Origin of the sequence: Poseidonibacter antarcticus (genome assembly GCF_003667345.1) — a bacterium.
GTDB lineage: Bacteria > Campylobacterota > Campylobacteria > Campylobacterales > Arcobacteraceae > Poseidonibacter > Poseidonibacter antarcticus.
In genome coordinates this window covers 147,936-174,603 of record NZ_RCWF01000005.1, presented here as the reverse complement: position 1 = coordinate 174,603, position 26,668 = coordinate 147,936, and the positions used below count along the sequence as shown (strand labels likewise).

Sequence of the window (26,668 nt, the reverse complement as noted above, 5' to 3'; positions counted from 1 at the left end):
GCTAAAATTTAGCTTCTTTTTAAAATTCATTTAGTTCAAATAATATAATGTTTCATGTGAAACATTTACAAGTAAATACTTCTTTATCTTAATTAACACTTTCCTTTAATATTTAACCTCTGAATTAAGTAAAATGATACTTATATAAATATATACTCTTTTAATATTTTCAGGAGGAATAATGAAAAAAACAATCGCAAAATTAGGTCTTACATCTGCATTACTTATATCAATGTCTATGAGTATGCAAGCAGCAGAAAAAGTTTATAAGTGGAAACTTGCAACTACTTGGGGAAAAACACTTTCACCTTTGATTGATTCACCCATTAAAATGGCAAAACTTGTTGAAGAAATGTCAGATGGAAGATTTAAAATTAGAGTTGATTCATCTAATAAACATAAAGCACCATTAGGTATTTTAGATATGGTTAAAGGTGGTCAATATGAAATGGGTCATTCTGGTTCATATTATTGGAAAGGTAAAGATATTGATACACTACCTTTTACAACAATGCCATTTGGTATGACTGCGCCTGAACAATACGCATGGTTTTATTATGGTGGTGGTTTAGAATTTATGCAAAAAGCATATAAAAAACATAAAGTGTTATCTTTCCCTGGTGGAAATACTGGTGTTCAAATGGCTGGTTGGTTTAAAAAAGAAATCAATACAGTTGAAGATTTAAAAGGTCTTAAAATGAGAATTGCTGGTTTAGGTGGAGAAATAATGTCTAAACTTGGTGTTGCTGTTACTAATATGGCTCCTGGGGAGCTTTATACTTCACTTGAAAGAGGTACACTTGATGCTCTTGAATGGGTAGGCCCTGGAATGGACATCAAAATGGGATTCCATAAAATTGCACCTTATTATTATACAGGATGGCAAGAACCAGCATCTGAAATGCAGTTTATTGTAAATAAAAGAGCATATAACAAGCTACCAAAAGATTTACAACAAATCTTACTTGCTGCAATGAAATTAAGTGCGTATGATATGTATATCCAAAATTATGATATGAGTGCTACTGCATGGGATAAGATGAAAACTGATTATCCAGATATTAAAGTTAAAACTTTTCCAAAACCAGTAATGGATGCTATGAAAAAAGCTAATAAAGAATTAAGAGCAGAAGTAAGTGCTAAAAGTCCTTTATTAAAAGAGATATTAGATTCACAAGCTGCTTATCAAAAGAAAGCTAGAGAATGGACTAAAATGTCTGATTACTTATATTTAAAAGATAATTTATAATATTAACAAATTAATTAAGAGCATTTGCTCTTAATTAAAATCTATTAGTATCAAAATCTAAATCATCTTTATTACTTGTATATTCTAAGTGCTTTGGCTAATACAAAAAATTCTAGGAACTCTTCTTATTTCTATTCCCAAAAGTCTTTCATTGATTCTTCTTTCTTTTTTATTCTAGGTTCTTTTTTTAAATCAAGATCCAATTCTTCTATTTGTGCTAAGGCATCTTTCAAATCATCATCATTAATTTCTTTAAAGTTTTTTATTTCTTCTTTTTTTTCTTTTTGAGAAGTGTTTTTTTGTTTGACTTTTTCTTTAAGTTCTAAATATTCAGTGATTAATTCTTCATATTTAAAGAAATCTAAAAGCATAAAACTTGGTTTACCATCTCTTAATATTACAGCTTTCTCAATTTCTTTTTTTGATACTTTATCAAATACCATTTTACTTTTTCGTATTAATTCTGTTGATGAGAACATTTCATTTGATTTATATTGTAAAAGATTCATTTCTTAACTCCCATACGTATTCTAATATGTATTATAACACATTTTACTAAGGATTTATTTTATAATTTTAAAAGAAATAAGTTAAGGTAATATAGTAATTTATTCTTTGTATAAGAGCTTTTATGAAGATTAAGTACATATAATAATATATGTATTAATACATATATTATTATTTAGAGAAAATCATTTCAGCCCATTCAGTAATTGGACCTCTAAGCACTTTTTGTAATTTTATTGCAAAAGTATTTACTAATGAATTTTCGTCCTTTGTAGACTTTAATAGAGTTGTTAATGAGTTAGTATATTTGTTTACATAGAAGTTATCTATTTGTTTATTAGATCCTAATATTACAACTTTAGATGTATTATCAATTCTTGATAATACCATCTGCATTGTTTTATTTGACATATTCTGAGCTTCATCAATTATAATAAAAGCATTAGAAATAGTTCTTCCTCTCATCTCCCCTACCCACATAGTTTCAATATGGTAGTTTTGAATCATTTGTTCAACTCTTGATGTAACTTCACTATCATCTAATTCAGGAATATTTTCTATATTCTTTTTTGATTTCTTTTTATATTCTGTTCGTATTATATACTCTAAACTATCCATTAAAGGATGATTGTATATTCTAAATTTTTCTTCAAAACCTGGTAAATATCCAATATCTTCACCTTTATCTAAAGACTCAACAGAGTTTCGTATATAAATGATTTTTTGATATTTCTTTTGTCGTATTAATTTTAATGCACCACTTAAAGCTAATAAAGTTTTTCCTGATCCTGCTTTGGCCTCAACTATTAATACATTATAAAGATGAGATGATATTGCATTTGAAAAAAATAATTGTTCTTTATTTAAAGGTGTTATTATTTGATTTCTTATTTCACCCTCGTCTAAGACTCGAATTCTTTTATTTTCTATATTTGCTAAGATTACTTGGTCTGAGTCATTAACTTTAAAACAATATGAATAGTTATAAGGTTTATGCTCTTTATCAAATTTAGCTATTTCTTGATTATCAAAATTGTTTAAATCATTAAAGTCAATATTGATATCTTTAATAAATTCATAGTTGAAATCATCCTTATTAGAGCCTAGTAAAGAGTTTGTTTTAATATCAAGTGATATGGCTCTTGTTCTTGCCATAATATCAAGAGATAAAAATTCTGTTTCATTCTGATAATAAATAGTTGAGAACTTAGCTATTTCTAAAATCTTTCTATCATTAATTATATTTAAAGAAACGTTTTTTGTATTTATATCATAGACATCTTTTGAGATTATATCTATAAGAGCTTTTTGTAAATGTTGAACTTCTAATCTTATAATTTTAAATCCATCTTTTGATATTGATTCTTTCACGTTTGAATTTTCTAATATTCTTGCAAACTCTCTTGCTTGAAAATTTATCTCATCAAAACCAGATTTTTTACTATCTATTTCATCTAAAACAGTTTCAGGAAGAATAATTAGATTTTTACTATCTTGAGATAATTTAAATATATTCCCTGCATCTTCAAGTAATATATTTGTGTCTAACACATAATATTTATCAAATTTCATAATTATTTTTTTCCTTTTTGTTTATAAACTTTATAAACTATAAATGAACCTATTACTAAAGTAATTACTGTAAATAAAATAGAAAAAGTTTTTGTAATTACATAAGCTACAATAAAAAGTGAAAGTATAGTTGGAACTTCATTATAAGCTCTAAAAAAATTACCACTTCTTTCATAATCATCTTTTTCAAGTTTTTTTCTGTAGTACCCTAATGAAAAAGAATATGCAATAAGTAATGCAGCAAAAAAAAGTTTTGCATGCATCCATCCTCCCGCTTGGCTAGATAATAAATACGGATTCATATAAAGCATTACAGCACCACTTATAATTGTTGCCCACATAGCTGGCATACCAATATATTTATACATTTTCAGTTCTTGAACTTTCACTACATCAACAAAATCTTTTTTATCTTGATTTTCTGTATGATAAACATAAAGTCTTGGTTGGTAAAATAACATTGACATCCATGATAAAAATGACATTACATGAAATGTTAATATCCAAGTATAGTATTCCATTGATAATCCTTAGTTCTTATTTTTATTCTTTATTTTTGTAAGCCATTCATTTAAGGTTTTTTCAAAACCAATATTTAAAGAATCATATAAAGTTAAATCTTCTTTTAAATACTCTTGTTCTACATACCCACCAAAATCATGAGGATATAGATAGCCTATATGCTGCGAATCAAGATGTTTTGGTATATCTAGTATCTTTCCATCTTTTATGCCTTGTAAGGCTTTATTTATACCTTTATATGCAGCATTTGATTTTGGACATGAAGCTAAGTAAATTATACACTGCCCTAGCATTATTCTTGACTCTGGATATCCAATTTTATTACATGCTGTCATTGTGCTAACTGCAAGATTAAAAGCATTTGGATTTGCATTTCCTATGTCTTCACTTGCAAAAATTACAAGTCTTCTTGTAATAAAATCTACACTCTCTCCACCATTTATTAATCTAGCCATATAATATAAAGCTGCATCAATATTTGAACCTCTTATAGATTTTATCATTGCACTTGCTAAATCATAATGAGTATTTGAAGAAGATACTCCATCCCCTATTACATTCTCTCTTAACTCTTTTAATAAATCTATATTTATATCTTTAGATACTTTATATGAAAAGTTTAATAAAGTTAGCATAGCTCTAGCATCACCTGAACTTGAAAGGATAAGATACTCTTTTGCTTCATCATCAAGATTTGCATCAACATCTTTTAAAGCTATTTGAAGGATTTTATTCATTTCCTCTTGTGTAAAAGCTTTAAACTCATAAAGAAAAGCTCTTGAACGAATTGCATTTGTTAAAGTAAAAAATGGGTTTTCTGTACTTGCACCTATTATTGTTGCATCATAATTTTCCATAATAGGAAGTAGAACTTCTTGTTGATTTTTTGATAATCTATGAACTTCATCAATAAAGATTAAAGGTTTAATTAAAGCATTTTTATATCTATCAAATACTTTACGTAAATCTTCAACTTTAATACTTGTTGCATTAAAATAGTAATAGTCTGTATCAATTTCTTTAGCAATAATCTTAGCTAATGTAGTTTTACCAGTTCCAGGTTTTCCATAGAAAAATAAGTGAGGAATGTCTTTTTGTTTTATAAGTTTATAAAGGGCTTTATCTTTTGATATTATGTGAGATTGACCAACAAAATTATCTAAATTTGTTGGTCTAAGTTTATTAGAAAGATCTGTCATCTTCGCTTTCGTTTAAAAAGTCTCTTAAGTTTCGATATTCCTCTTTTGAAAGGAATCTACTTTTCCCTGTTGGTAAGTTATTTAGTGATATTCCACCAAATTCAAATCTTTTAAGATCCATAATATCAAGTCCAAAGTGAGCAAAGAATCTTCTTAATTCTCTATTTTTCCCTTCATTAATTGATACTTTTATCTTTGAAAATTTTTCGCCATTTGTTAAAATATTGTATCCCAAAAATGGTGCAAATTTCATTGATCTGATTTTATTACCTTTATATGCACCATCTGTTGCATCTTCAAGTTCTAAACCATGCATCATTGCAGATTCTACTTTTGGACCTATTGGACCATTTACTTTGATTTTATAAATTCTCTCTAAATTTGAATGCATTAATGTATCAACAATTTCTACACTATCAGACAAAATTAATAAACCTTCACTTGCATAATCAAGTCTACCAACTGACATAAAGTGTGCATATCTTTTACCTAATGAATCATAAATAGTTTTTCTACCTTGAGGATCTTTTTTAGATACAATTTCACCTTTTGGTTTATTGTAAATAATTACCGTAGGCATTTTGTTTTTATCTTCTTTGATTAAAGTTTTATTGATATGAACTTCATCTTCAATTGTAACTTTAGTTGCAAGATTTTCAACAACTACACCATTAACTTTAACTTTACCCTCTTCTATTAATCTATCTGCTTCTCTTCTAGAGTATTTGCTATTGTGTGATAGAAATTTATTAAGTCTAGTTGCTTCTAATTCTTCTTCTTTTTTCATTATTTTATACCAGCTTCTATTAAGTCATGAATATGAAGTACACCGATTAGTCTATTTTCATTATCTGTAACTATTAATAATTGTATTTTATAATCTTCTATAACTTGTAATGCATCACTTGCTAAAAGATCTTTGTTTTTTAATGTCTTAGGATTAGACGATGCTAATGATTCAACTGTACAATCCATTGTAAAGTCATCTTTCATTAAGGCTCTTCTTAAATCTCCATCACTTAATAATCCAACTACTTTGTTGTCTTTATCTGTAACTATAACACTACCAATTCTACCTTCACTCATTTTTAAAATTGCATCTTTAAGTTTTGTTTCACGTGAAACGATAGGTAGTTCTTCTCGTCTTAGTAAATCATCAACTTTTATAAAAAGTTGTTTACCTAGACTTCCTCCTGGATGAAATGATGCAAAATCTTCTCTTTTGAAGTCTCTTTTTTTCATCAAACAAACAGCAAGAGCATCACCCATTGCCATTGTAAGTGTAGTTGATGACATTGGAGCGACATTTAAAGGACATCCCTCTTTATCAACGTTTATATTGATAAATACATCAGCATATTTTGCTAGTGTAGAATTTTCATTTCTTGCCATTGCAATTAATGGAATATTAAATCTTTTAAGATGAGGAAGAATTTGAACTAATTCTTCACTTTCTCCCGAGTACGAAATACCAAGAACAATATCTTCTTTACTAATCATTCCTAAATCACCATGCATGGCTTCAGTAGGATGAAGGAAAAAAGAACTTGTTCCTGTACTTGCAAGTGTTGCTGCAATTTTTGTTCCAACAAGACCTGATTTTCCAACACCTGTTACAATAAGTTTTCCTTTTGAATTTATAATCAACTCTATAGCTTTTTCTATATCAAAAGAAACATGACTTGATGCTTTTTCTAACTCTTTTGCTTCTGTAAGCAAAAGATCTTTAACTATTTGTTTAAAATCCATTTTTTTCTCCTTATTGTACAAATACAGTTGGCACAATCATTGGGTATTTTTTATATTTTCTAATACAGTGTTTTCTAACTACTTTTCTTAATTCGTCTTCTAACATTCTAGAATTTTTGAAAATCCCTGGTTTAACATTTGAAAGGAAAGTTGCTAATAAATCTTCTATTTCTTTTGCAAAGAATTTATCTTGTTTATCTGGAACTAAACCAAATGAAGTAACTTTTGCTCTTTGTGCTAATGTTCTATCACTTTCATTTACTTGAGCAACAATCATAACAACACCCTCGTTTGCCATTGTTTGTCTATCAAGTACAATATCATCAGAAATTTTATGATTTAATTGATTATCAATATATACTTTTCCTGATTTAACAGTTTTTACTTTTTTCATATACTTAGGAGTTATTTCAATTTGCTCACCAGCATTCATAATATAAAGATTTCGTTCTAAAATACCACAGTCAATACCTGTTTTACCATGTTTTAGTGCATGATTATATTCACCATGAACTGGCATAAAGAATTTAGGTTTAACTAATCTTAACATTAATTTTTGTTCTTCTTGAGCTGCATGTCCTGATACGTGAATATCTGGATAATCTTGATATGCTACTTTTGCCCCTGCTTTTAATAAATGATTTATAATACCAGATACACTAGCTTCATTTCCAGGAATTGCTTTTGCTGATAGTACAATTTGATCATTTGGTTTAATTTTAATATGTCTATGCTCATGAATTGCCATTCTATATAGTGCTGACATTGGTTCACCTTGAGAACCTGTTGTAATAATTAAAACTTCTTCATCTTTATATTTATTTACTTCATGTGCATCTATAAAAGAATCTTTTGGAAATTTAACATATCCTAAACCCATTGCTAAGTCTAAGTTTTTTTCCATTGATCTACCAATTACACAAACTTTTCTATTTGCTTTAATTCCTCTTTCAATTGCTTGAGAAACTCTATGAATATTTGATGAGAATGTAGACATAATAACTCTACCTTTTGCTTGTGCAAAAATTCTATCAAATGTAGGTCCTACAGTTTTTTCAGTTCTTGTAAATCCTGGTGAATGTGAATTTGTTGAATCTGATGTTAATAATAAAACACCTTTCTCACCATAATATGCAAGTCTATGTAAATCTGTTGGATAACCATCAATTGGAGTATGGTCAATTTTAAAGTCACCTGTATGAATCATTGTTCCAGCTTCTGTTGTAACAGCAATTGCTGATGAATCAATAATTGAGTGAGTTACATGCATCCATTCTACTTCAAATTCACCAATTTTAATTGGTCTTCTTTTTTCAATAGCTCTAAAGAATTTTCTATATTCTCTCATTTTATGTTCATCAAATTTTGAACCAATCATTTCTAATGGTAATGATGTTCCATAAATAGGAAATTGCATTTCTTTAAATAAATATGGCATTGCACCAATATGATCTTCATGTCCATGAGTAATAATAACAGCTTCAATTTTGTGTTTAATTTCTCTTAAATATGAAAAATCAGGGATTAAAATATCAACACCATGCATAGTTTCATCAGGAAAGTTCATACCAACATCAACGATAATTGCAGACTTTTCAGTCTCAATAACCATCATATTCCCACCAATTTCACCTAGTCCACCAAGTGGAGTAACTCTTAATTTAGCATTAGTGTTAAGATTTAATTTATAATGTGGATTTAATCTATCTTTTTGAATTTTTTCATTTGTAACAAAAGCTTTTTTAAGATCATTTATCCATCCCTCTCCTACCATTTCTGTAGGTAGTTTTGCTTTTGGTCTTTTATTATTTTGGTTTGGTTTTCTTTTTTGATTAGCTTTATTAGCTTCTCTAGAAGGTTTAACTTCTTCTTTTTTTATAATTTGCTTTTCTTCTACTGGCTTGTCTTCAGTAGTTTTTATAGCAGCCTGTGTGTTAACAATTGTTTCTTCTTGTTTAATTTCTTCCATTTCTTACCTTTGTATACAATTGGCTATACAAAGATGAACTAACTTCATGAGGTCTTATATTATCACTAATTCCAAGTTCTTCATAATATTCTGATATTAACTTTTTATCAACTATTGAAGAAAGATTTTTTGATAGTTTTTTTCTAGGCTGCACAAAGCAAGCCTTTAAAAATTTATTAAAATCTTTATCTATAGTTTTATTCATATCTTTTCTAATATAAAGTATAGAAGACATAACTTTTGGTGGAGGATCGAATGATTCAGGAGGTACGTCAAATAGTATTCTTGATTCAATCGACATCATATTCGTAATTACTCCTAGTGAAGAAAACTCTTTATCCTTAGGCTTTGCCGAGAATTTTAAAGCTACTTCTTTTTGAATCATTACAATGATGCTCTCACAGTTCTTATCTTCAAATGCTCTTAATATAATATTTGTTGCAATATAATATGGTAAATTGGCTATTAAATCATATTTACCATCGTGTAAGGTTTCTTGTTTATCCCAAGCTTCTAAAACATCTGTGTGAATCAGTTCTAGTTTACCTTCTTCTATTTCTATTGCAAATTTGGACTCTAAAATACTAATTAAATCAGTATCTACTTCATAAGCAGTCATCTCTTTGTACTTGACTAGATTTTTAGTCAAATCACCTAATCCAGGCCCAATTTCCACCACATAGTTATTGTTGTTGGGCATCGATTGGATGATCTTATCCAAAACCGTAGTATCTTTTAAAAAGTTTTGTCCGTATTTTTTTTTTGCTTTTATATTTTCCATAATTGGAAAGAGTATAACTGCTTTTAACTTATAATTAGATAATATACAATTAATTAGAATGAAGGAATTTACTTGAGTAGTTTTGCAAAAAGAATTATACCTTGTTTAGATGTAGATAATGGAAGAGTAGTAAAAGGAATAAATTTTGTAGGTCTTCGTGATGCAGGTGATCCTGTAGAAGTTGCAAAGAGATATAATAATGAAGGTGCAGATGAAATAACTTTCTTAGATATTACAGCTAGCCATGAAAACAGAGGAACTATTGTAGATATTGTAAAACAAGTTGCAAAAGAAGTTTTTATTCCACTTACAGTTGGTGGAGGAATACGAAAACTTGAAGATATTTATAAATTATTAAATGTAGGATGTGACAAAGTTTCGATTAACTCATCAGCTGTTTCAAATCCTGATTTGATAAATGAAAGTGCTAAAAGATTTGGTTCTCAATGTATTGTAACAGCAATTGATGTGAAAAAAGTCCTTGATGGTTCATATCACGTTTTTGTAAAAGGTGGAAGAGAAGATACAGGAATTGATGCTGTTATTTGGGCAAAAGAAGTTTATGAAAGAGGTGCAGGTGAAATTTTACTTACATCTATGGATACAGATGGTGCTAAAACAGGATTTGAATTAAATATTACAGAAAAAATATCTTCAATGATTGATATTCCAGTGATTGCAAGTGGTGGTGCTGGGACTATGGAACATATGAAAGAAGCTTTTGAACATGGTGCAAGTGCTGCATTAGCTGCATCAATTTTTCACTTCAAAGAAATAGATATTATGGATTTAAAAAGATATTTAAGAGATAATAATATACCAGTGAGAATTTAATATGAAAGTTAAAGTTTTATTTCTTCTTGCCCTACTTTTACCTATTTCCGTATTTTCATATGAGATATCTTTTAATAAAAGATTCACAAAATTAGTTACGCCTGATGTATTAAGTACATATGTAAATATTAATATCGAAAATGAATCTGAAGATTTTATAAATAAACATATTGAAAAGTTTAGTAAATATATTAAAGGTAATAAAACAGTTCAAAAAAAAGATGGTAAATTTACACTAAGTCCTAAGTATAAATATTTTAAAAATACACAAAAATTTATGGGATATATCGGGACACTTAGATATGTTATAAAATCTGAAAATGCAAATGATTTAAATAAATTTATAGATGATTTGATAAATTTAGAAAATACTTTTGATCGAGATAACGTAAAACTTATGATTTCAAGTGTTTCGTGGAATACAAGTATTGAGCTTTATGATAATAGTTTAGATGAATTAAGAATTGATGCGATTAAGTGGATAGATGCTTATGCCCAATCTTTAAAAAATAGTTTATCAAAAGATTGTATAGTTAGAAATATTACTATAAATGAATCAAATCATCAATTTTTAAGAGCCGTAAATAAAGAGTCTTACTCTTCTAAAAGTGTAGCAGATATTGCTCCTGTTAATTCTAGTCAAGAAATTCATATTGAACCAAAATATTTATTGGAATGTAGATGATTGTTTGTGCGGGAAGAAATGAAACTTTTGATTTTGCCCAAGTAATTGGTGTAGGATTAATTGAGTCAGCTATTAATTTAACTAAAAAATGTATGCTTAATAAACCTGATTTTATTCTTTTTATAGGAACAGCAGGTTCTTATGGAAATCATAAAGTATTTGATATTATAGAATCAAGAAAAGCTTCTAATATTGAACTTTCTTTTCTATCAAATAATTCATATACACCTTTAGATAAAGTTTTAGAATCCAATAATGAAATAGTTAGGAATGATACTATAGTTAACTCTTCAAACTATATATCAACAAATCAAGAGTTATGTAAAGAATATAAAGAATACGGAATTGGTATTGAAAATATGGAATATTTTTCAGTAGTTCAAGTAGCACTTGAATTTAAAATACCAGTTGCAGGAATATTTATAGTTACAAATTATACAAATGAAAATGCACATAAAGATTTTTTAAAAAATCATAAAGAAGCAATGAAAAAATTAAGTGAATATGTAGTTGAAAAAAACATCATAAAATAAGTTAAAATAGATAAAAACAAAAAGAAATGGATTAACAATGGCAAAACAAGGAACACCCTCAATATACGATTTTTCTCTTGATGAATTAAAAGAAACTCTAAAACCATCATTTAGAGCAAAGCAAGTATACAACTGGTTATATAAACAATATGCAACATCTTATGATGAGATGAAAAATATACCAAAAGATTTAAAAGAAGAATTAGAAGAAAAATACCCAATTGATGTGATGAGTATTCTAAAAAAAGAAGTAAGTATAGATGGAAGTATTAAATATCTTTTTAAATTAAGAGATAATTTAACTGTTGAAGCAGTACTTTTACTAATGAAAGAGAAGAAAAAAAATGAAGAAGGTGTAATTGTTCGTAGTGAAAAATACACAGTTTGTGTTTCTTCTCAAGTTGGTTGTAAAGTTGGCTGTACTTTTTGTTTAACTGCAAAAGGTGGATTTGTAAGAAACCTTACAGTTGGTGAATATATTGCACAAATTGTAAATATTAAAAGAGATAATGATATCCCTGCTAATAAATCAGTAAATATTGTATATATGGGAATGGGTGAACCTCTTGATAACTTTAAAAACTTTACACGTGCTGTAAATGTTTTTTCTGAAGAAGAAGGTTTATCTATTAATAAAAGAAGACAAACAGTATCTACTTCAGGAGTTGCATCAAAAATAGAAAAGCTTGGTGAATTTGATTTAGGAATTCAACTTGCAATTTCACTTCATGCTGTTGATGATGAATTAAGATCTGAATTAATTCCTATGAATAAAGCTTATAATATTCAAACAATTATTGATGCAGTTAAAAAATTTCCAGTTGATACTAGAAAAAAAGTTATGTTTGAATACCTTGTAATCAAAGGTAAAAATGACAGTATTGAAGCTGCTGCTAAATTAATTAAACTATTAAATGGTATAAATGCAAAAGTAAATCTTATTTTCTTTAATCCATATCCAGGGACAGATTATGAAAGACCAGAAGTTGAAGATATGATTAGATTTAAAGATTATTTAAATGATCGAGGTCTTATTTGTACTATTAGAGAATCTAAAGGTATAGATATTTCAGCTGCTTGTGGACAGTTAAAAGAAAAGGATGCAAATGGGCTGGCTTGAGATAGGAATGCTAATATTTATAGCTAGTGTAGTAATAGTATCAGGGGTAGGATTTTACATATATAATAAAAAAGAGGAGAAATAATAAATGGCAATTACAAGATTTGCACCAAGTCCAACAGGATATTTACATATTGGAGGACTTCGAACTGCACTTTATAGTTATCTTTGGGCTAAAAAAACAAATGGTGAGTTTAAACTTAGAATTGAAGACACTGATAATGCAAGAAATAATGAAGATGCAGTAAGAGCAATATTAGAAGCATTTGAGTGGGTGGGAATGCCAAGTGACTGTGAAATTGAATACCAATCTAAAAGAATAGATATTTATAAAAAATATATAGATCAACTTTTAGAAGAAGGTAAAGCTTATAAGTGTTATATGAGTAAAGATGAACTTGCAGCACTGAGAGCTTCTCAAGAAGCAGCTAAAGAAAATCCAAGATATGATGGAACTTGGAGACCTGAAGAAGGTAAAGTTTTACCAGAGATTCCAACTGATATTGAACCTGTAATTAGAATCAAAGCTCCAACAGAAGGTTTTATTACATTTGAAGATGGTGTTAAAGGTTCTATGAAATTTGATGCTAATCAAGTTGATGATTTTGTAATTGCACGTGCTAATGGAATGCCTATATATAACTTTGTAGTTGTTATTGATGATCATTTAATGGGTATGACAGACGTTTTAAGAGGTGATGATCATGTTAGTAATACTCCTAAACAAATTGTAATTTATAATGCTTTAGGATTTGATATTCCTAAGTTTTATCATATGCCAATGATTAATAATCCAAAAGGTAAAAAACTATCTAAAAGAGATGGTGCTATGGATGTAATGCAATATAAAAGAGATGGATATTTACCTGAAGCACTTCTAAACTTTTTAGTAAGACTTGGTTGGTCAAATGGAGATCAAGAAATCTTTTCAATGGATGAAATGTTAGAATTATTTGATCCTAATAATATCAATAAATCAGCATCTTCATATAATGCAGAAAAACTTTTATGGTTAAATTCTGAATATATTAAATCAGTTTCAAATGATAGATTAGTTGAAGAATTAAAAGCTTTTGATTTAGATTTAAGTAATTATGATAAAAAAACAGAAATATTAGATTTATCAAAACAAAGAGCACAAACATTAATTGAATTAAAAGATTCAGTAAATAAAATATTAGAAGTACCAAGTGAATATGAAGCTAAAGGAAGTAAAAAGTTTGTTAAAGAAGGGACTTTAGACTTTTTGAAAAAGTATTTACTTTTATTAGATGAACATAAAGATGAATTATATTCAGTTGATAATATTGAAGCATTTACTAAACCATTTATAGAAGAAAATGGCTTGAAATTCCCTCAATTATTCCAACCAATTAGAATTGCACTAACGGGTGGAACACAAGCTCCTTCAGTTTATGATATAATTTCTGTTTTAGGTTATGATGAAACAAAATCAAGACTTGAAAAAGCAATAGAAGTTAATTTTAATAAAGAAGAAAATTAGATTTTAAATCATATTAGAGAAAATATTTTTTCTAATATGGTAACCTTAAATGGTTACTTAAAGGTTACCTGGTAACCTACTCCTTTTATAGTGGTAATTCTATCTTTACCTATAATCTTTCTCAAGTTTTTTATATATGTTCTTATTGTTGAATCTGTTGGAATTTCATCATACGCCCAATTGTTTAAACCTATTTCTTCTATTGATATAGTTTTATTCTCATTTTTTAAAAAATACTCAAAAATTTTTGCTTGGGTTTTAGATAAGTGTATTTGTTTTGTTTGCATAGTTATATTTTTTGTATCATAATTATATGAAATATCTGGACTTAAAACTTTTAATCCTGTTTTTTCAATTTGGCGTAATCTACTTATATTATTTATTCTCAAATTTAATTCACTTAATTGAAATGGTTTTTTTATATAATCATCAGCTCCACTATCAAAGCCTTTTTTCATATCATTTGGCGTATGTAAAGAAGTGATATATATACTAGCAGTATTAATAGAATTATTTTTTAAACTTTTTAACAAATCAAAACCATTTAATGATGGTACATTAACATCAAGTAATAATAAGTCAAAATTATGTTCATAAATTGTTTCAAGGGCTTCTTGTCCATCAAAGGTAGAAATTACTTTATGTCCTAATTCTTCTAGGAACTCTTCTATAATTTCATTTAATAAAGTATCATCTTCAAGTAGTAATATTTTCATATTGCAAGTATAGTAAATTTAATATGTAAAGTATATGGAAAAAAACTTTTATGATATACTTTTGATAAAAAAGAATAAATTAGGAGTTTATAATTAATTTAACACAAAGTGAAAAACGTACCTTTATTAGATTCCTTAGCCTTTATTTAGGTGCTTCTTTTATTTTAATGCTTTTTATTGCCCTACTTTACTTTCAAAATGAGAAAAAACTATATTTTGATTTAACAAAAACAAAAATGCAAAATGTAGTATCTAATATTACTTCACAAATCATCTTTTCACATATGAAAAATAAAAAAATTGATACTTCACAGTTTTTGAGAACAAAACTTTATAAAATTGCATTTTATGATAAAGATAAAAAAAAGATGTACGGTAATTTAGATGAGAAAATTGATTTTTCTAAAAAAATTATCAAAAAAGATAAGTATTTTATTTTACTTGATAATTCTACTTATGGTCACCTTGGAATATATTATATTGCGATAAAAGAGAATGTATATTTTCAAAGAGTTCAAAATCTAAAAAATGAAATAATTATTCTTTTTATGACGATATATACAATTTTAGCTCTTATTGGATTTTATCTTGCACGACTATTTTTAAAACCAATAAAAGATGAAAGAGAAAAGTTAAACAACTTTATAAAAGATACAACTCATGAGTTAAATACACCAATTAGTGCTATTTTAATGTCCTGTGAAAAAGAAGAATTAAGTAAAAAACAAATTGAGAGAATAAGATTAGCATCAGTTAAAATATCAGAAATATATAAAGATTTAACATATATTTTTTTAGAAGATAAAGAAAAAAAAATTAATTTAGAAGATATTTCTTTAAAGGAAATTATTGAAGAAGAGTTAAAATATTTTGATGTATTAGCACAAAAAAAGAAAATTACTATAAATATTAGTTTAGAAGAATTAAAATTTATGATAGATAAAAATGATTTTATAAGAGTTTTTAATAATATTTTATCCAATGCAATAAAATATAATAAAAAAACAGGTTTTATTAATATTGAATTAAAAGATAAAAAACTTCTTATCAAAGATTCTGGTATAGGAATTGAAGAAAAAAAAGTAAAGGATATTTTCAATAGATATTATAGAGCAACAAATGATAGTGGTGGTTTTGGTATTGGACTTAATATTGTAAAAAATATATGTGATGAATATAAAATAAAAATAGATGTTCACTCAAAAATAAAAGAAGGCACAACTTTTATACTTACTTTTAATTAGCTATTCAACTTTTATTTTTCCACACTACTTCCATATTAAAAGAATAAACTCCTTTAAATTAAAAAAGGAGTTTATTATGAACTTATTAAAATTATTGACTATTGTAACACTGACTTTTGGCTTTTTAAATGCAGAAGTAATATCTCATAAAGTACAAAAAGATTCTTATGAAATAGTACTAAAATCAGAAAAATCACTAGTAATTGGAGATAATATTTTCTTTGCTAGCTTGTATAAAGATGGAGTTGTTGTTACAAATGCAAAAGTAAAAGCAAAATTTTTTATGCCAGAAATGCCAGGTATGCCATATATGGAATTTAAAGATAAAGCAAAACTAGTTGATGGAAAATACAAATTTATGATTAATCTTTCAATGGGTGGGACTTGGCAATATCATCTAATGTTTAAATCAGCAGATGGAAAAGTACATAAAATTAGATCAAGTATTAACTTATAAGTATTATGATGAGAAAAAAACTTTTTCTATTTACCTTAATAATCTTAGCAAGTTTTTCTCTTGCTAATGCACAAACTATAGATAATATTATTGAAAATACATTTAAAAATAATTATAGTTTAAAAGCATTAGAAGAATCAATTAAAAGTACAAAAGAACAAATTGCACTTTCTTCCAAATGGCAAAATCCTGTTTTAACATTTGGAATTAATGATATACAATTTGATGATGTTTCAAAAAGAGATTTAGAAGCGATGCAATCGCAGTTTATCGGTTTTTCTCAAATCGTTCCAATAGGTGAAAAACTTCAAAGAAAAGAAAAAATAGCAATAAATGATTATCAAATTTCTAAATATTTACTTGAAGAAAAGAAATTACAATACAAATCAAAAATATATGAGTATATTTATAAAGAAAAATTATTAGAAGAAAAATTAGCACTTTTTCAAGAATTTAAATCAAATACATTAAAATTAGAAGAACTATTAACTAAACTATATAAATATAATAAAGCTACTCAGATACAAATTATTAATACACAAGTTTTGTATCAAGAACTAAATCTTAAATCACAGAAATTACAAACTTTATTAAATACAATAAATTTAAACCTAGAAGAAATCACATACGAAAAAATTAAAAATATAAATATTGATACTAAAATAAAAAAAATAAAACTTCTTACAAATATAAATTCTCATCCTAAAATATTATCACTTATTCAAAGTTCAAAAAAGCAAGATAATATTTCAATTTTAGAAAAAGAAAAAAAGAATTCAGATATAAAAGTTTCACTAAACTATTTTCAAAGAGATGAGAAATATGAAGATTATGTAAATATTGCATTTGCAATTCCTTTGTCTCTTAGAGGAAGTGAAGATATAAAATCAAAACAAGCAAAAATAAAAACTATTGAAATAAATCATAATATTCAAGATTTAAAATCAAGCTTTAAAAATAAAATAAAAATACTACAAGAAACTATAAATGATTCAATAATTACACTTGATATTATTAATAATAAAATTCTTCCAAAATTTAATCAATTGCAAAAAGTTCTAGAATCATATAACTCTTTGCAAAAGATTGATTCAAAATCTTTAATAAATAATTTAAATGAAATCATAAAATATAAATTAGAAGTAATTAATCAAAAAGATAAATATTTTAGTGCAATTGCTAAATCTATATATTTTACTAAGGAAATATAATGAAATACCTCTTCATAGCCCTACTCTTAGGAGTTTCAATACTAAATGCTCAAATCATTGAAGTTTCACAAGTGTTTAATAAAAAGCTTGTCAAAGTACAAAAAGAGCAAATAGGTACTTTAAAAAGCTTTTATGGAAGAACAGCTCTAAATGAAACAAAAATCTATGATATTGTGACTAGGTTTGACGGATATATCACAAAATTATATGCAAATGAACAATATAAAACTATAAAAAAAGCAAGTCCACTTTTTACTATATATTCAAATGAAATATCTTCAATTCAAGAAGAATTACAAATTGCAAAAAAATTTAATAAATCATTAGTAAATAGTAATATTGAGAAATTAAAATCTTTGGATATAAATTCTTCAATGATTAAAAAAATAAAAAGTTCTAAAAAAGTTCTAAAAGACATTTCTTTTTATTCACCTATGAATTCTATTATTTTACAAAAAAATATAAATAAAGGAAGTTTTATAAAAAAAGGAAAACTTCTTCTTCAATTAGTATCTTTAGATGAACTTTGGTTTATTGCCTCTGTTTATCAAAAAGATTTATCATTCATAAAAAAAGATATGAAAGCAAAAATTTATATAGATGGAGTTAAAAATCCAATAGCGTCGAAGGTTGATATGATTTATCCTACAGTTGATATGAAAACAAAAACTGTAGATGTACGATTTATAATTGCCAATAAAGACTTAAAACTTTATCCCAATATGTTTGCAAAGGTAAAGATTAAAACTATTGAAAAACAGATGTTAACTTTACCTAAAACAGCAGTTCTTAGAAAAGGTGATAAGTTTTATGTTTTCCAAAACCTTTCTAAAACTGAATTTGAACCTATTGAAATTGAAGCTAAAAGATTGTCTTCAAGTAAATATGAAATATTAAGTGGTTTAGAAGAAGGACAAATTGTAATAAACAACGCCCTATTTTTACTTGATTCTGATGCTGTTACAAACGGTTTATATTCATCAGATGATGATGAAGACTGGTAGGAAGATATTATGGTAGAAAATATAATTTCATACAGCATTAAAAATAAGTTTCTAGTACTCTTTTCTATAATTATCTTAACGTTTGCATCTATTTGGGCAGTTAAAAATACAAGTTTAGATGCCTTACCTGATTTATCACCTCCTCAAGTAATTGTACAAGTTAAGTGGGCTGGACAAAGTCCTAAAACAATAGAAGAACAAGTTTCATATCCACTAATCTCAAATTTAATGTCTTTACCAAATATTGATACAGTAAGAGCTATGAGTTCTTTTCAAAATGCATTAATTTATATTATTTTTAAAGATGGAACGGATCTTTATGATTCAAGAAATAGAATATTAGAGCAATTATCTTCTTTACAAGGAACATTTCCAAGTGATGCAAATGTTACAATTGGTCCAGATGCAACGGGTGTTGGTTGGGCTTATGAATATGCACTTAAATCTGATAATAAATCACTTGATGAACTAAGAACTTTACAAGATTATTATTATAAATATGCCCTACTTGGTGTTGATGGAGTAAGTGAAATTGCAAGTATTGGTGGTTTTATAAAAAACTATGAAATCACATTAGACCAAGATAAACTAGTTCAATATGATATTTCTATAAATCAAGTTAAAAAAGCACTAACTTCAAATAATGATGAAAAAGGTGGTCGAATTATTCTAGAAAATGGCTTTGAACATATGATTCAAGCTAAGGGATATTTAAAATCTATTGTTGATATTGAGAATATTACAATAAAAACAAATAATACAATACCTCTAAAAATAAAAGATATAGCAGAAGTAAATATTACAGCAACTAACAGAAGAGGAATGGTAGATTTAAACGGTGAAGGTGAAACTGTTGGTGGGATTGTAATTGTTCGTTTTGGTGAAAATCCATATAAAGTTATCAAAGCAGTAAAAGAAAAAATCAAAACACTAAAAGTTGAAGGTGTTGAAGTTATTGAAACTTATGATAGGTCGACACTTATTGATAAAGCAATAAATACACTTAAAAATACACTTATAGAAGAGTCCATTATTGTTATGATTATTACAGGATTATTTCTATTTCATTTTAGATCAGCGTTAATTATTATAATCACTCTTCCTCTTACGGTTTTAATTACATTTTTATTAATGAAAGCTTTTGGAATGGGCTCAAATATTATGAGTTTAGGTGGTATTGCAATTGCAATTGGTGCAATGGTTGATGCTACGATTGTAATGGTTGAAAATGCACATAAACATCTTCAAGGAAAAGAAAATATATCAAATGAAGAACGAATTAAGATCATAATAAAATCAGCAAAACAAGTTGGACGACCCATTTTCTTTGCTTTGATATTAGTTGTAGTCTCTTTTCTTCCAATATTTGCCTTAACAGGACAAGAAGGAAGATTGTTCACTCCTTTAGCTTTTACCAAATCGTTTGCAATGATAAGTGGAGCAATATTATCTATTACTATAGTTCCTATTCTTATGATATTTTTTATACGTGGAAAAATTGTAAGAGAAGATAAAAACATATTGAATAAGTTTTTTATTTTACTTTATTCTCCACTGTTAAAATTATCTTTAAAATTTAGATATTTAGTAGTATTTATTTTTTTCGGAATGTTAATTGTTTCCTATCCAGTTTATAAAAAATTAAATTGGGAATTTATGCCAATGATGAATGAGCAAACAATTATGTATATGCCCGTAACTCCTTATGGTTTAGGAATTGATTTATCAAAAGAATTAACACAAAAAACAAATAAAATCATCAAGTCCTTTCCTGAAGTACAAACTGTATTTGGAAAAACAGGTCGGGCTAATACAGCAACTGATCCTGCCCCTCTTGCAATGATTGAGACTATTATTACTTTTAAACCTCAAGAACAATGGCGAAAAGGAATGACGTATAAAAAACTTATGGAAGGAATGGATAAAAAACTTCAAGTTGCAGGTCTTATTAACTCTTGGACTTATCCAATAAGAGGAAGAATTGATATGCTTTTAACAGGTATAAGAACTCCTCTTGGTATAAAATTATATGGTAATAATCATAAACAATTAGAAATAAGTGCAGGGGTAATTGAACAAAAATTAAAAAAGTTTAATAAAACTCTTTCAGTATCAACAGATAAAATTAATTCTGGTTATTACTTAAATATAGAAGTAAAAGAAGAAATGCTATCAAGGTATGGAATTACAAAAAATGATATTCTTTCTACTATTTCATTGGGAGTTGCGGGAGCAAAAATATCTACATTTTTAGATGGACTTGAAAGATACCCAATAAGTTTGAGATATGAAACTACACAAAGAGAAGATATTACATCTCTTCGTAATTTACAGATAAAAACAAAACTTGGATTCCAGAATCTTGAAATGTTTGCAAACTTAAAATATGAAGAAGGACCTTCTGTTATAAAATCTGAAAAAGCATTAAATGTAAACTTTATTTATATTACACCTAAAAGTGGAATATCTGCAAAACAGTATAAAGATGAAGCAAAAGAGCTTTTAAATGATATTAAATTACCTGATGGTTTTTATTATGAATGGGCAGGACAAAGTGAATACTTGGAATCAGCAGTACAGCGATTAATATATATTATTCCATTTACTTTTGTAATTATTTTTTTATTAATATATTTTGCACTAAAAAATATTACATATACAATGATTATATTTTTTACACTTCCTTTTGCTTTAACAGGTGGAATCTTTTATCTTGATTATTTGGACTTTAATATTTCTATTGCTGTTATCGTTGGTTTTCTTGCTCTTCTTGGAATTGCAGCTGAAACATCTATTGTAATGTTGGTTTATTTACATGAAGCTATGAATGAATTAAAACAAAAATCAAAACAAATAAATAGAAGTGATATTTTTAATGCAATATACAAAGGTGCAGTTTTAAGACTACGTCCGAAGTTAATGACTCTATTTGCAATTTTAGGGGGTCTTATTCCTATTATGTATATAAATTCAGTGGGTAGTGAAGTTATGCAAAGAATCGCAGCACCGATGATTGGTGGAATGTTCTCATCTGCATTATTAACTTTAATTATAATACCTTCAATCTTTTATATACTAGAAATGAAGAAAAAGGATAAGTTTGAGTAATCTTTTAAATATGTAGTAATCTAAACATTCACTACACAATAAAAATATAAAATGCTCTCGTACATATGAAAGATATAAAAAATTAAAATCAAAAGTCGCTTCTTTAAATAAAGGAAGTAAATAATAAGAATGACAAAATAAATGTCAATTAAAATCAAGGATTTAAAATGAATACTAAAATGAAATTAGCTGGAATTATGTTAGGAGCTGCTTTAACAAGTACAGCTGCTTTTGCAGGAACTGCTTCGTGTGGTGCAGGAAAATGTGGTGGTGATGTTAAGAAAACTGAAAAGAAAGCTTCTTGTGGTGCTGGTAAATGTGGTGCTGATATGAAAAAAGATATGAAAAAAGCTTCATGTGGTGCTGGTAAGTGTGGTGCTGATATGAAAAAAGGCGACATGAAAGGTCATGAGATGAAAAAAGATATGAAAAAAGCTTCTTGTGGTGCTGGTAAATGTGGTGCTGATATGAAAAAAGAAGCAAAATAATTTTTAATAAAGAATAAACAATGATGAATTTAAATGGATGTGGATTAGGCTTACGAAGTGATTTTTTACTAGATATACAATCAAGTAAATTTCAACCAGATTGGTGGGAGGTAACTCCTGAAAACTGGATGCATATGCCTCGAATTTATGAAAAAGCATTTGAACAAGCTGTTTTTTCAAGACCTACAATTGCACATGGTTTATCTTTATCAATTGGTTCTGCTTGCAAACTTAATAGAAAGTTTGTCAAGCAAATCAAAACTTTCCTAGATAGATATAATATAGAATTTTATTCTGAACATCTTTCTTTTTCCTCTTTAGATAATAGACAATCTTATGAACTACTACCTGTTCCAATGACAAAAAAGATGGTAGATATTATAAGTGATAGAGTAAAAGAAGTTGAGGATATAATTCAAAGAAATTTAATACTAGAAAACTCTACATATTATTTAGTACCTTATTCTGAAATGAGAGAAGTTGATTTTATAAATGAAGTAATGGAAAAATCAGGTGCAAAAATGTTACTTGATGTAAATAATGTATTTGTAAATGCTTCTAATCACTCTTTTAAAGCACGAAAATTTATTGATGAAATTGATAAAAGTAAAGTAGCTTATATGCATATGGCAGGTCATTATTTTGATGAAGAATCTGCTTTAAAAATAGATTCTCATGGAATGCCAATTTGTTCTGGTGTTTGGAAACTTTTAGAGTATACTTTAAAACAAATAGATGCACCTGTAATGATTGAACGAGATAACAATGTCCCACCTCTTAGTGAGCTTGAAATAGAGTATAGAAAGATGGAAAGAATTTGTAAGGCAGTTCGTAATGCAAAATAAAAAAACAAAAAAAGTTGAAAAAACTATTGAGAAAAATGTACAAGATAGATTTATTGATATTATAAGTAATCAAAAAGAAAATCCTACAAATTCTGTATATAAAGTTTATCAAAAACTTGTTTTTTATAGATTTGAAGAAATAGTTAAAAGTACATTTATAGAGTTTTGTAAACACATAAGTGAAGATGAGTTAGAAAAAAGTATTTATTCATTTTTAAAAAATCCTCCAAGTACTCCATATGTGTGGCAAATAGCAAATGATTATAGAAAATTTGTAAAAAAACAAAAACTTTTTCATAATAGAAAATATCTTTATGAACTATTATATTTTGACTGGATTGAAGTTGAAATATATATGAAAGAATATAAAAAGATAAAAAAGAAAGATTTTTCTTGGGAAAATGGATATAAATTAGCTCCAAGTGCAAGGCTTAAAAGATTTGATTTTGATATTATAAATAAAGACTATGAAAATACGAGAGAAAACTTTTTAATCATATATTATGACTATAAAAGTGATGAAGTATTATATAGAGAAATAAATCAATTTTTATATGTTTTAATCAAAAAATCAAATAAAAAAGAATCTCTTTCTAAAATTTTAGAAATACTTTGTAAAGAAAATGAAATTGATTTTAATGAAGCAAAAGAGATTTTACAAGAACCTTTACAAGAATTACTTTTATTAAAGGCGATTTATTAGAATATACTAAAAGAAAAAGAGTTAATTTATGGGTTTAAAAAAAATTGTATTTCCAATATCATCTTTATTTTTTGCAATAGCATTTTTAGCTGTTGGTTATGGGATGATTCTAACATTTGTAGGAGTATATTTAAAAGATTTAGAAGTTAGCAATACTGTTATTGGTATTATTAATGCTTCATTTTTTTTAGGTGCTGTTTTATCTTCTATATTTTCACAAAAATTTATATCATCTGTTGGACATATCAGAAGTTTTGCTGCTTTTGCTGCTCTTATGGTTATCTCTTTTCTTATGCATTCACTCTTTTTTAATGAAATATTATGGGCAGTATTAAGATTAGTTTCGGGATTTTCTTTTTATGCACTTTTAATTATATTAGAAAGCTGGCTAAATGAAAAAAGTTCTGAAGAAAATAGAGGTCAGATATTAGCTATTTATACAATAATTTTCTATTTATCTATAGGAATTGGGCAATTATTCTTAAATATTGATGAGCATTTTAAACAATTTATATTTACAATAGGTTCTATTCTCGTTCTATTTTCTGTTATTTTTATTTCTTTTACTAAAATAAAAGAACCAGTATTAGTACCTTTTGAAAAATTCAGCTTTCCAAAAATATTCTCAGTTGCACCTCTTGCAACAGTTACAAGTTTTATTAGCGGTTTTGTTGTAGGTGGTTTTTTCTCAATGATTCCTGTTTATATTCTTACACAAAGTGCTTCTATTGAACTTGTTTCAAAATTTATGTTAATTTCTATTCTTGGTGGATTGATTTCTCAATGGCCAGTTGGAATACTTTCAGATAAATTTGGTAGAAGAAAACTTATTTCTATTGTTTCATTTTTTAGTGCGATTATTTCACTTTTATTTATAATATATGGAAATGAAGAAATTTATCTATATATATTAGGATTTTGTTTAGGCTTAGCAATATTTACTTTGTATCCTTTAGCAGTTGCAAGAGCAAACGATGTTGTTGATGAAAATAAAGATATTGTAGAAATAAGTAGAAGTTTGCTATTTACTTATGGGATTGGTTCATTTTTATCTCCACTTATTATAGGTTTTGGACTTAGTTTATCATCAAATTTCTTATTTATAAGTTTCTTTATTTTATGCATTATTCTAAGTATTTATGCCTTAACGCAAGAAAGAATAAAAGACAAAGACCTAAGTGTTTTTGTTAATATTCCCCTTGCATCAAGTCCAGAATTATCCAAGTTAGATCCAAGACAAGATGAAGATTATGTATCTAAAGATTAAATTGTTTTATTACAAACTTTTTTAAGTACTTTATTTGTATAAAAATATGTGAATATTGCAGCACTATAAATCATAAATAAAATTCCAAACCATAAATAAATGTAATCCAATTCAAAATATTTAACAATAATCCATGCAATAATAAGTTTTGCAATAATTTGTCTATATAAACTAATAAATAAAATCATCTTAGGTTTTTTTATTCCTTGAAGTGTTGATACACAAATAAATAAAACAATATAAGCATAGAAAATCCATATTTCAACTAGTAAATAATCAACTCCAAAGTTTACAACTATTTCATTTGAATCAAATTGAGTGATAATAAATCTTCCAAGAAGAGTTAATAATATTATTCCAACAGTCGAAATTATAAATCCATATTTAAGTGAAACTTTTAATGTCTCAATAACTCTATCATATTTTTTAGCACCATAATTATTTGAAACAAGTGTTAAAACAGCAGTATTAAGACCAAGTGCTGGTAAAAGCATAAGTTGCTCAACTCTATATCCTATACCATATCCTGCAACTGCTTGCATACCGTAATGAGATACAAAATAAGTAAGAATTAATGAACCAAATGCCATAGTTAACATACTCAAACTTATAGGTAATCCTTGGCTCATAAATAATTTATATATTCTAAAATCTGGAAGAAAATATTCTAATTTCTCAAAGTGAATAACTTTTGTTTGAAGTACTTTATAAAGCATAAAAAACATATTTATTACTTGAATTAAAACTGTAGCAATTGCGATACCTTTTATTCCCATTGCAGGTATAAATAAAAATCCATAAATAAATAAAGGATTTAAAGCTAGGTTTGCAAAGAAACCAAATATTAAAGTATTTCTATATGTTTTTGTATCACCTTGTGCCACAAGTATTGAGTTTAGTGAGAAATTAAACATAAAAAATACTGTACCAAATAAAATAGGATTTATATATTCTATTGATGTAGCTAAATATTGTTCACTTGCACCTAATAAAATAAACAATGAAGGTGCTACAAAATATCCAATAATTCCAAGAAGAATACCAAGAAGAGGTACAAAAAATAGACCTTTATGTGCATAAATTGAAGCCAATTTATATTTCTTTTTTCCAAAAGCATTTCCTAATAAGGCAGTAATTGCTGAAGAAAAACCATATCCTAGACCAATAATTAAGAAGAATATCATAAAAGATAGAGATAAAGCTGCAATTGCTTGGGTTGAAATAAGTCCAGCATAAAATGTATCTACAACATTGTACATAGTGTTAAAAAACATTCCAACACTTGCAGGAATTGCTAACTGTCTAATAAGTGATGGGATTTTTTGTGTAGTTAAGTGATTTGATTTTGTCAAAGTGTTATCCATATTTTTTGATTTGTTTAAGAGTGATTATAGTGTAAAA

Annotated in this window: 25 protein-coding genes; 15 read left to right on the top strand and 10 right to left on the bottom strand. The window is 26.8% G+C overall.

The window, feature by feature from the left end; all coding sequences use genetic code 11:
- Positions 1-181 precede the first annotated feature (181 nt).
- Positions 182-1,249 carry a TRAP transporter substrate-binding protein gene (locus D9T19_RS08185; protein WP_121627739.1) on the top strand — a complete coding sequence of 356 codons (1,068 nt, stop codon included), beginning with the start codon at positions 182-184 and terminating at the stop codon, positions 1,247-1,249.
- 131 nt (positions 1,250-1,380) lie between these two features.
- Here D9T19_RS08185 and D9T19_RS08180 read toward each other — a convergent pair whose 3' ends face one another.
- The 8 genes from D9T19_RS08180 to rsmA form a co-directional block, all read right to left on the bottom strand.
- Positions 1,381-1,758 carry a hypothetical protein gene (locus D9T19_RS08180; protein WP_121627738.1) on the bottom strand — a complete coding sequence of 126 codons (378 nt, stop codon included), beginning with the start codon at positions 1,756-1,758 and terminating at the stop codon, positions 1,381-1,383.
- A gap of 169 nt (positions 1,759-1,927) precedes the next feature.
- Entirely contained in the window at positions 1,928-3,328 is a 1,401-nt protein-coding gene (locus tag D9T19_RS08175; protein WP_121627737.1) for a PhoH family protein, read from the bottom strand.
- A 2-nt stretch (positions 3,329-3,330) separates the two neighbouring features.
- Complete coding sequence (gene hemJ / locus D9T19_RS08170) at positions 3,331-3,849, bottom strand: protoporphyrinogen oxidase HemJ (protein WP_121627736.1); 519 nt, start codon at positions 3,847-3,849, stop codon at positions 3,331-3,333.
- 9 nt (positions 3,850-3,858) lie between these two features.
- On the bottom strand, positions 3,859-5,049 hold the full coding sequence (locus D9T19_RS08165) for a replication-associated recombination protein A (protein WP_121627735.1): 1,191 nt from the start codon (positions 5,047-5,049) through the stop codon (positions 3,859-3,861).
- Positions 5,033-5,836, bottom strand: coding sequence for a pseudouridine synthase (locus D9T19_RS08160; protein WP_121627734.1), 804 nt, complete (start codon positions 5,834-5,836; stop codon positions 5,033-5,035). Before D9T19_RS08160 ends, D9T19_RS08165 begins: the two co-directional genes overlap by 17 nt.
- Positions 5,836-6,798, bottom strand: coding sequence for a KpsF/GutQ family sugar-phosphate isomerase (locus D9T19_RS08155; RefSeq protein WP_121627733.1), 963 nt, complete (start codon positions 6,796-6,798; stop codon positions 5,836-5,838). Before D9T19_RS08155 ends, D9T19_RS08160 begins: the two co-directional genes overlap by 1 nt.
- A gap of 10 nt (positions 6,799-6,808) precedes the next feature.
- Positions 6,809-8,767, bottom strand: coding sequence for a ribonuclease J (locus D9T19_RS08150; RefSeq protein ID WP_228197989.1), 1,959 nt, complete (start codon positions 8,765-8,767; stop codon positions 6,809-6,811).
- Positions 8,754-9,548 (bottom strand): 16S rRNA (adenine(1518)-N(6)/adenine(1519)-N(6))-dimethyltransferase RsmA, encoded by a 795-nt coding sequence (gene rsmA, locus D9T19_RS08145; protein WP_121627732.1) that lies wholly within the window; start codon positions 9,546-9,548, stop codon positions 8,754-8,756. Before rsmA ends, D9T19_RS08150 begins: the two co-directional genes overlap by 14 nt.
- 72 nt (positions 9,549-9,620) lie before the next feature.
- Here rsmA and hisF point away from each other — a divergent pair, with 72 nt between their 5' ends.
- The 5 genes from hisF (at position 9,621) to gltX (ending at position 14,224) form a co-directional block, all read left to right on the top strand.
- Complete coding sequence (hisF, locus tag D9T19_RS08140; RefSeq protein WP_121627731.1) at positions 9,621-10,382, top strand: imidazole glycerol phosphate synthase subunit HisF; 762 nt, start codon at positions 9,621-9,623, stop codon at positions 10,380-10,382.
- Between the two features lies 1 nt (position 10,383).
- Positions 10,384-11,067, top strand: a complete 684-nt coding sequence (locus D9T19_RS08135; RefSeq protein ID WP_121627730.1) for an SIMPL domain-containing protein — start codon at positions 10,384-10,386, stop codon at positions 11,065-11,067.
- Positions 11,064-11,600, top strand: coding sequence for a phosphorylase family protein (locus D9T19_RS08130; RefSeq protein WP_121627729.1), 537 nt, complete (start codon positions 11,064-11,066; stop codon positions 11,598-11,600). Before D9T19_RS08135 ends, D9T19_RS08130 begins: the two co-directional genes overlap by 4 nt.
- A 37-nt stretch (positions 11,601-11,637) precedes the next feature.
- Positions 11,638-12,720, top strand: coding sequence for a dual-specificity RNA methyltransferase RlmN (gene rlmN, locus D9T19_RS08125; protein ID WP_121627728.1), 1,083 nt, complete (start codon positions 11,638-11,640; stop codon positions 12,718-12,720).
- 88 nt (positions 12,721-12,808) lie between these two features.
- The gene (gene gltX / locus D9T19_RS08120; protein ID WP_121627727.1) at positions 12,809-14,224 is read left to right on the top strand and encodes a glutamate--tRNA ligase; all 1,416 of its coding nucleotides are present in this window, start codon (positions 12,809-12,811) and stop codon (positions 14,222-14,224) included.
- A 53-nt stretch (positions 14,225-14,277) separates the two neighbouring features.
- Here the strand turns inward: gltX and D9T19_RS08115 are convergent, their stop codons facing one another.
- The gene (locus D9T19_RS08115) at positions 14,278-14,940 is read right to left on the bottom strand and encodes a response regulator transcription factor (RefSeq protein WP_121627726.1); all 663 of its coding nucleotides are present in this window, start codon (positions 14,938-14,940) and stop codon (positions 14,278-14,280) included.
- 167 nt (positions 14,941-15,107) lie between these two features.
- Between D9T19_RS08115 and D9T19_RS08110 the strand changes: the two genes are divergently transcribed.
- The 9 genes from D9T19_RS08110 (at position 15,108) to D9T19_RS08070 (ending at position 25,267) form a co-directional block, all read left to right on the top strand.
- Positions 15,108-16,184, top strand: a complete 1,077-nt coding sequence (locus D9T19_RS08110) for a sensor histidine kinase (RefSeq protein ID WP_121627725.1) — start codon at positions 15,108-15,110, stop codon at positions 16,182-16,184.
- A gap of 76 nt (positions 16,185-16,260) precedes the next feature.
- Positions 16,261-16,641, top strand: coding sequence for a FixH family protein (locus tag D9T19_RS08105; protein WP_228197988.1), 381 nt, complete (start codon positions 16,261-16,263; stop codon positions 16,639-16,641).
- 8 nt (positions 16,642-16,649) lie between these two features.
- A complete protein-coding gene (locus D9T19_RS08100; RefSeq protein ID WP_162984565.1) occupies positions 16,650-17,852 on the top strand; it encodes a TolC family protein in 1,203 nt (400 codons plus the stop codon).
- Positions 17,852-18,856 carry an efflux RND transporter periplasmic adaptor subunit gene (locus tag D9T19_RS08095; RefSeq protein ID WP_228197987.1) on the top strand — a complete coding sequence of 335 codons (1,005 nt, stop codon included), beginning with the start codon at positions 17,852-17,854 and terminating at the stop codon, positions 18,854-18,856. Before D9T19_RS08100 ends, D9T19_RS08095 begins: the two co-directional genes overlap by 1 nt.
- A gap of 9 nt (positions 18,857-18,865) precedes the next feature.
- On the top strand, positions 18,866-21,964 hold the full coding sequence (locus tag D9T19_RS08090) for an efflux RND transporter permease subunit (protein WP_121627721.1): 3,099 nt from the start codon (positions 18,866-18,868) through the stop codon (positions 21,962-21,964).
- Between the two features lie 167 nt (positions 21,965-22,131).
- Positions 22,132-22,452 (top strand): HvfA family oxazolone/thioamide-modified RiPP metallophore, encoded by a 321-nt coding sequence (locus tag D9T19_RS08085; protein ID WP_121627720.1) that lies wholly within the window; start codon positions 22,132-22,134, stop codon positions 22,450-22,452.
- A 20-nt stretch (positions 22,453-22,472) separates the two neighbouring features.
- The gene (locus D9T19_RS08080) at positions 22,473-23,297 is read left to right on the top strand and encodes an MbnB/TglH/ChrH family RiPP precursor modification enzyme (RefSeq protein WP_121627719.1); all 825 of its coding nucleotides are present in this window, start codon (positions 22,473-22,475) and stop codon (positions 23,295-23,297) included.
- Positions 23,287-24,000, top strand: coding sequence for an HvfC family peptide modification chaperone (locus D9T19_RS08075; RefSeq protein WP_121627718.1), 714 nt, complete (start codon positions 23,287-23,289; stop codon positions 23,998-24,000). The genes D9T19_RS08080 and D9T19_RS08075 overlap by 11 nt, the downstream gene beginning before the upstream one ends.
- 28 nt (positions 24,001-24,028) lie before the next feature.
- Positions 24,029-25,267: an MFS transporter gene (locus tag D9T19_RS08070; protein WP_121627717.1), complete on the top strand. Its 1,239-nt coding sequence runs from the start codon at positions 24,029-24,031 to the stop codon at positions 25,265-25,267.
- Here the strand turns inward: D9T19_RS08070 and D9T19_RS08065 are convergent.
- Positions 25,264-26,619 (bottom strand): MATE family efflux transporter, encoded by a 1,356-nt coding sequence (locus tag D9T19_RS08065; protein ID WP_121627716.1) that lies wholly within the window; start codon positions 26,617-26,619, stop codon positions 25,264-25,266. The genes D9T19_RS08070 and D9T19_RS08065 overlap by 4 nt on opposite strands.
- Between the last annotated feature and the right edge of the window lie 49 nt (positions 26,620-26,668).

Coding starts and splice junctions, on each gene's coding strand:
- D9T19_RS08135 (WP_121627730.1), top strand. CDS start 10,384: ATGAAAGTTAAAGTTTTATTTCTTCTTGCCCTACTTTTACCTATTTCC.
- D9T19_RS08110 (WP_121627725.1), top strand. CDS start 15,108: ATGCTTTTTATTGCCCTACTTTACTTTCAAAATGAGAAAAAACTATAT.
- gltX (WP_121627727.1), top strand. CDS start 12,809: ATGGCAATTACAAGATTTGCACCAAGTCCAACAGGATATTTACATATT.
- D9T19_RS08070 (WP_121627717.1), top strand. CDS start 24,029: ATGGGTTTAAAAAAAATTGTATTTCCAATATCATCTTTATTTTTTGCA.
- D9T19_RS08155 (WP_121627733.1), bottom strand. CDS start 6,798: ATGGATTTTAAACAAATAGTTAAAGATCTTTTGCTTACAGAAGCAAAA.
- hemJ (WP_121627736.1), bottom strand. CDS start 3,849: ATGGAATACTATACTTGGATATTAACATTTCATGTAATGTCATTTTTA.
- D9T19_RS08160 (WP_121627734.1), bottom strand. CDS start 5,836: ATGAAAAAAGAAGAAGAATTAGAAGCAACTAGACTTAATAAATTTCTA.
- D9T19_RS08150 (WP_228197989.1), bottom strand. CDS start 8,767: ATGGAAGAAATTAAACAAGAAGAAACAATTGTTAACACACAGGCTGCT.
- D9T19_RS08115 (WP_121627726.1), bottom strand. CDS start 14,940: ATGAAAATATTACTACTTGAAGATGATACTTTATTAAATGAAATTATA.
- D9T19_RS08095 (WP_228197987.1), top strand. CDS start 17,852: ATGAAATACCTCTTCATAGCCCTACTCTTAGGAGTTTCAATACTAAAT.
- rsmA (WP_121627732.1), bottom strand. CDS start 9,548: ATGGAAAATATAAAAGCAAAAAAAAAATACGGACAAAACTTTTTAAAA.
- D9T19_RS08180 (WP_121627738.1), bottom strand. CDS start 1,758: ATGAATCTTTTACAATATAAATCAAATGAAATGTTCTCATCAACAGAA.
- D9T19_RS08080 (WP_121627719.1), top strand. CDS start 22,473: ATGATGAATTTAAATGGATGTGGATTAGGCTTACGAAGTGATTTTTTA.
- D9T19_RS08165 (WP_121627735.1), bottom strand. CDS start 5,049: ATGACAGATCTTTCTAATAAACTTAGACCAACAAATTTAGATAATTTT.
- D9T19_RS08175 (WP_121627737.1), bottom strand. CDS start 3,328: ATGAAATTTGATAAATATTATGTGTTAGACACAAATATATTACTTGAA.
- D9T19_RS08100 (WP_162984565.1), top strand. CDS start 16,650: ATGAGAAAAAAACTTTTTCTATTTACCTTAATAATCTTAGCAAGTTTT.
- D9T19_RS08105 (WP_228197988.1), top strand. CDS start 16,261: ATGAACTTATTAAAATTATTGACTATTGTAACACTGACTTTTGGCTTT.
- rlmN (WP_121627728.1), top strand. CDS start 11,638: ATGGCAAAACAAGGAACACCCTCAATATACGATTTTTCTCTTGATGAA.
- D9T19_RS08130 (WP_121627729.1), top strand. CDS start 11,064: ATGATTGTTTGTGCGGGAAGAAATGAAACTTTTGATTTTGCCCAAGTA.
- D9T19_RS08185 (WP_121627739.1), top strand. CDS start 182: ATGAAAAAAACAATCGCAAAATTAGGTCTTACATCTGCATTACTTATA.
- D9T19_RS08085 (WP_121627720.1), top strand. CDS start 22,132: ATGAATACTAAAATGAAATTAGCTGGAATTATGTTAGGAGCTGCTTTA.
- D9T19_RS08090 (WP_121627721.1), top strand. CDS start 18,866: ATGGTAGAAAATATAATTTCATACAGCATTAAAAATAAGTTTCTAGTA.
- D9T19_RS08075 (WP_121627718.1), top strand. CDS start 23,287: ATGCAAAATAAAAAAACAAAAAAAGTTGAAAAAACTATTGAGAAAAAT.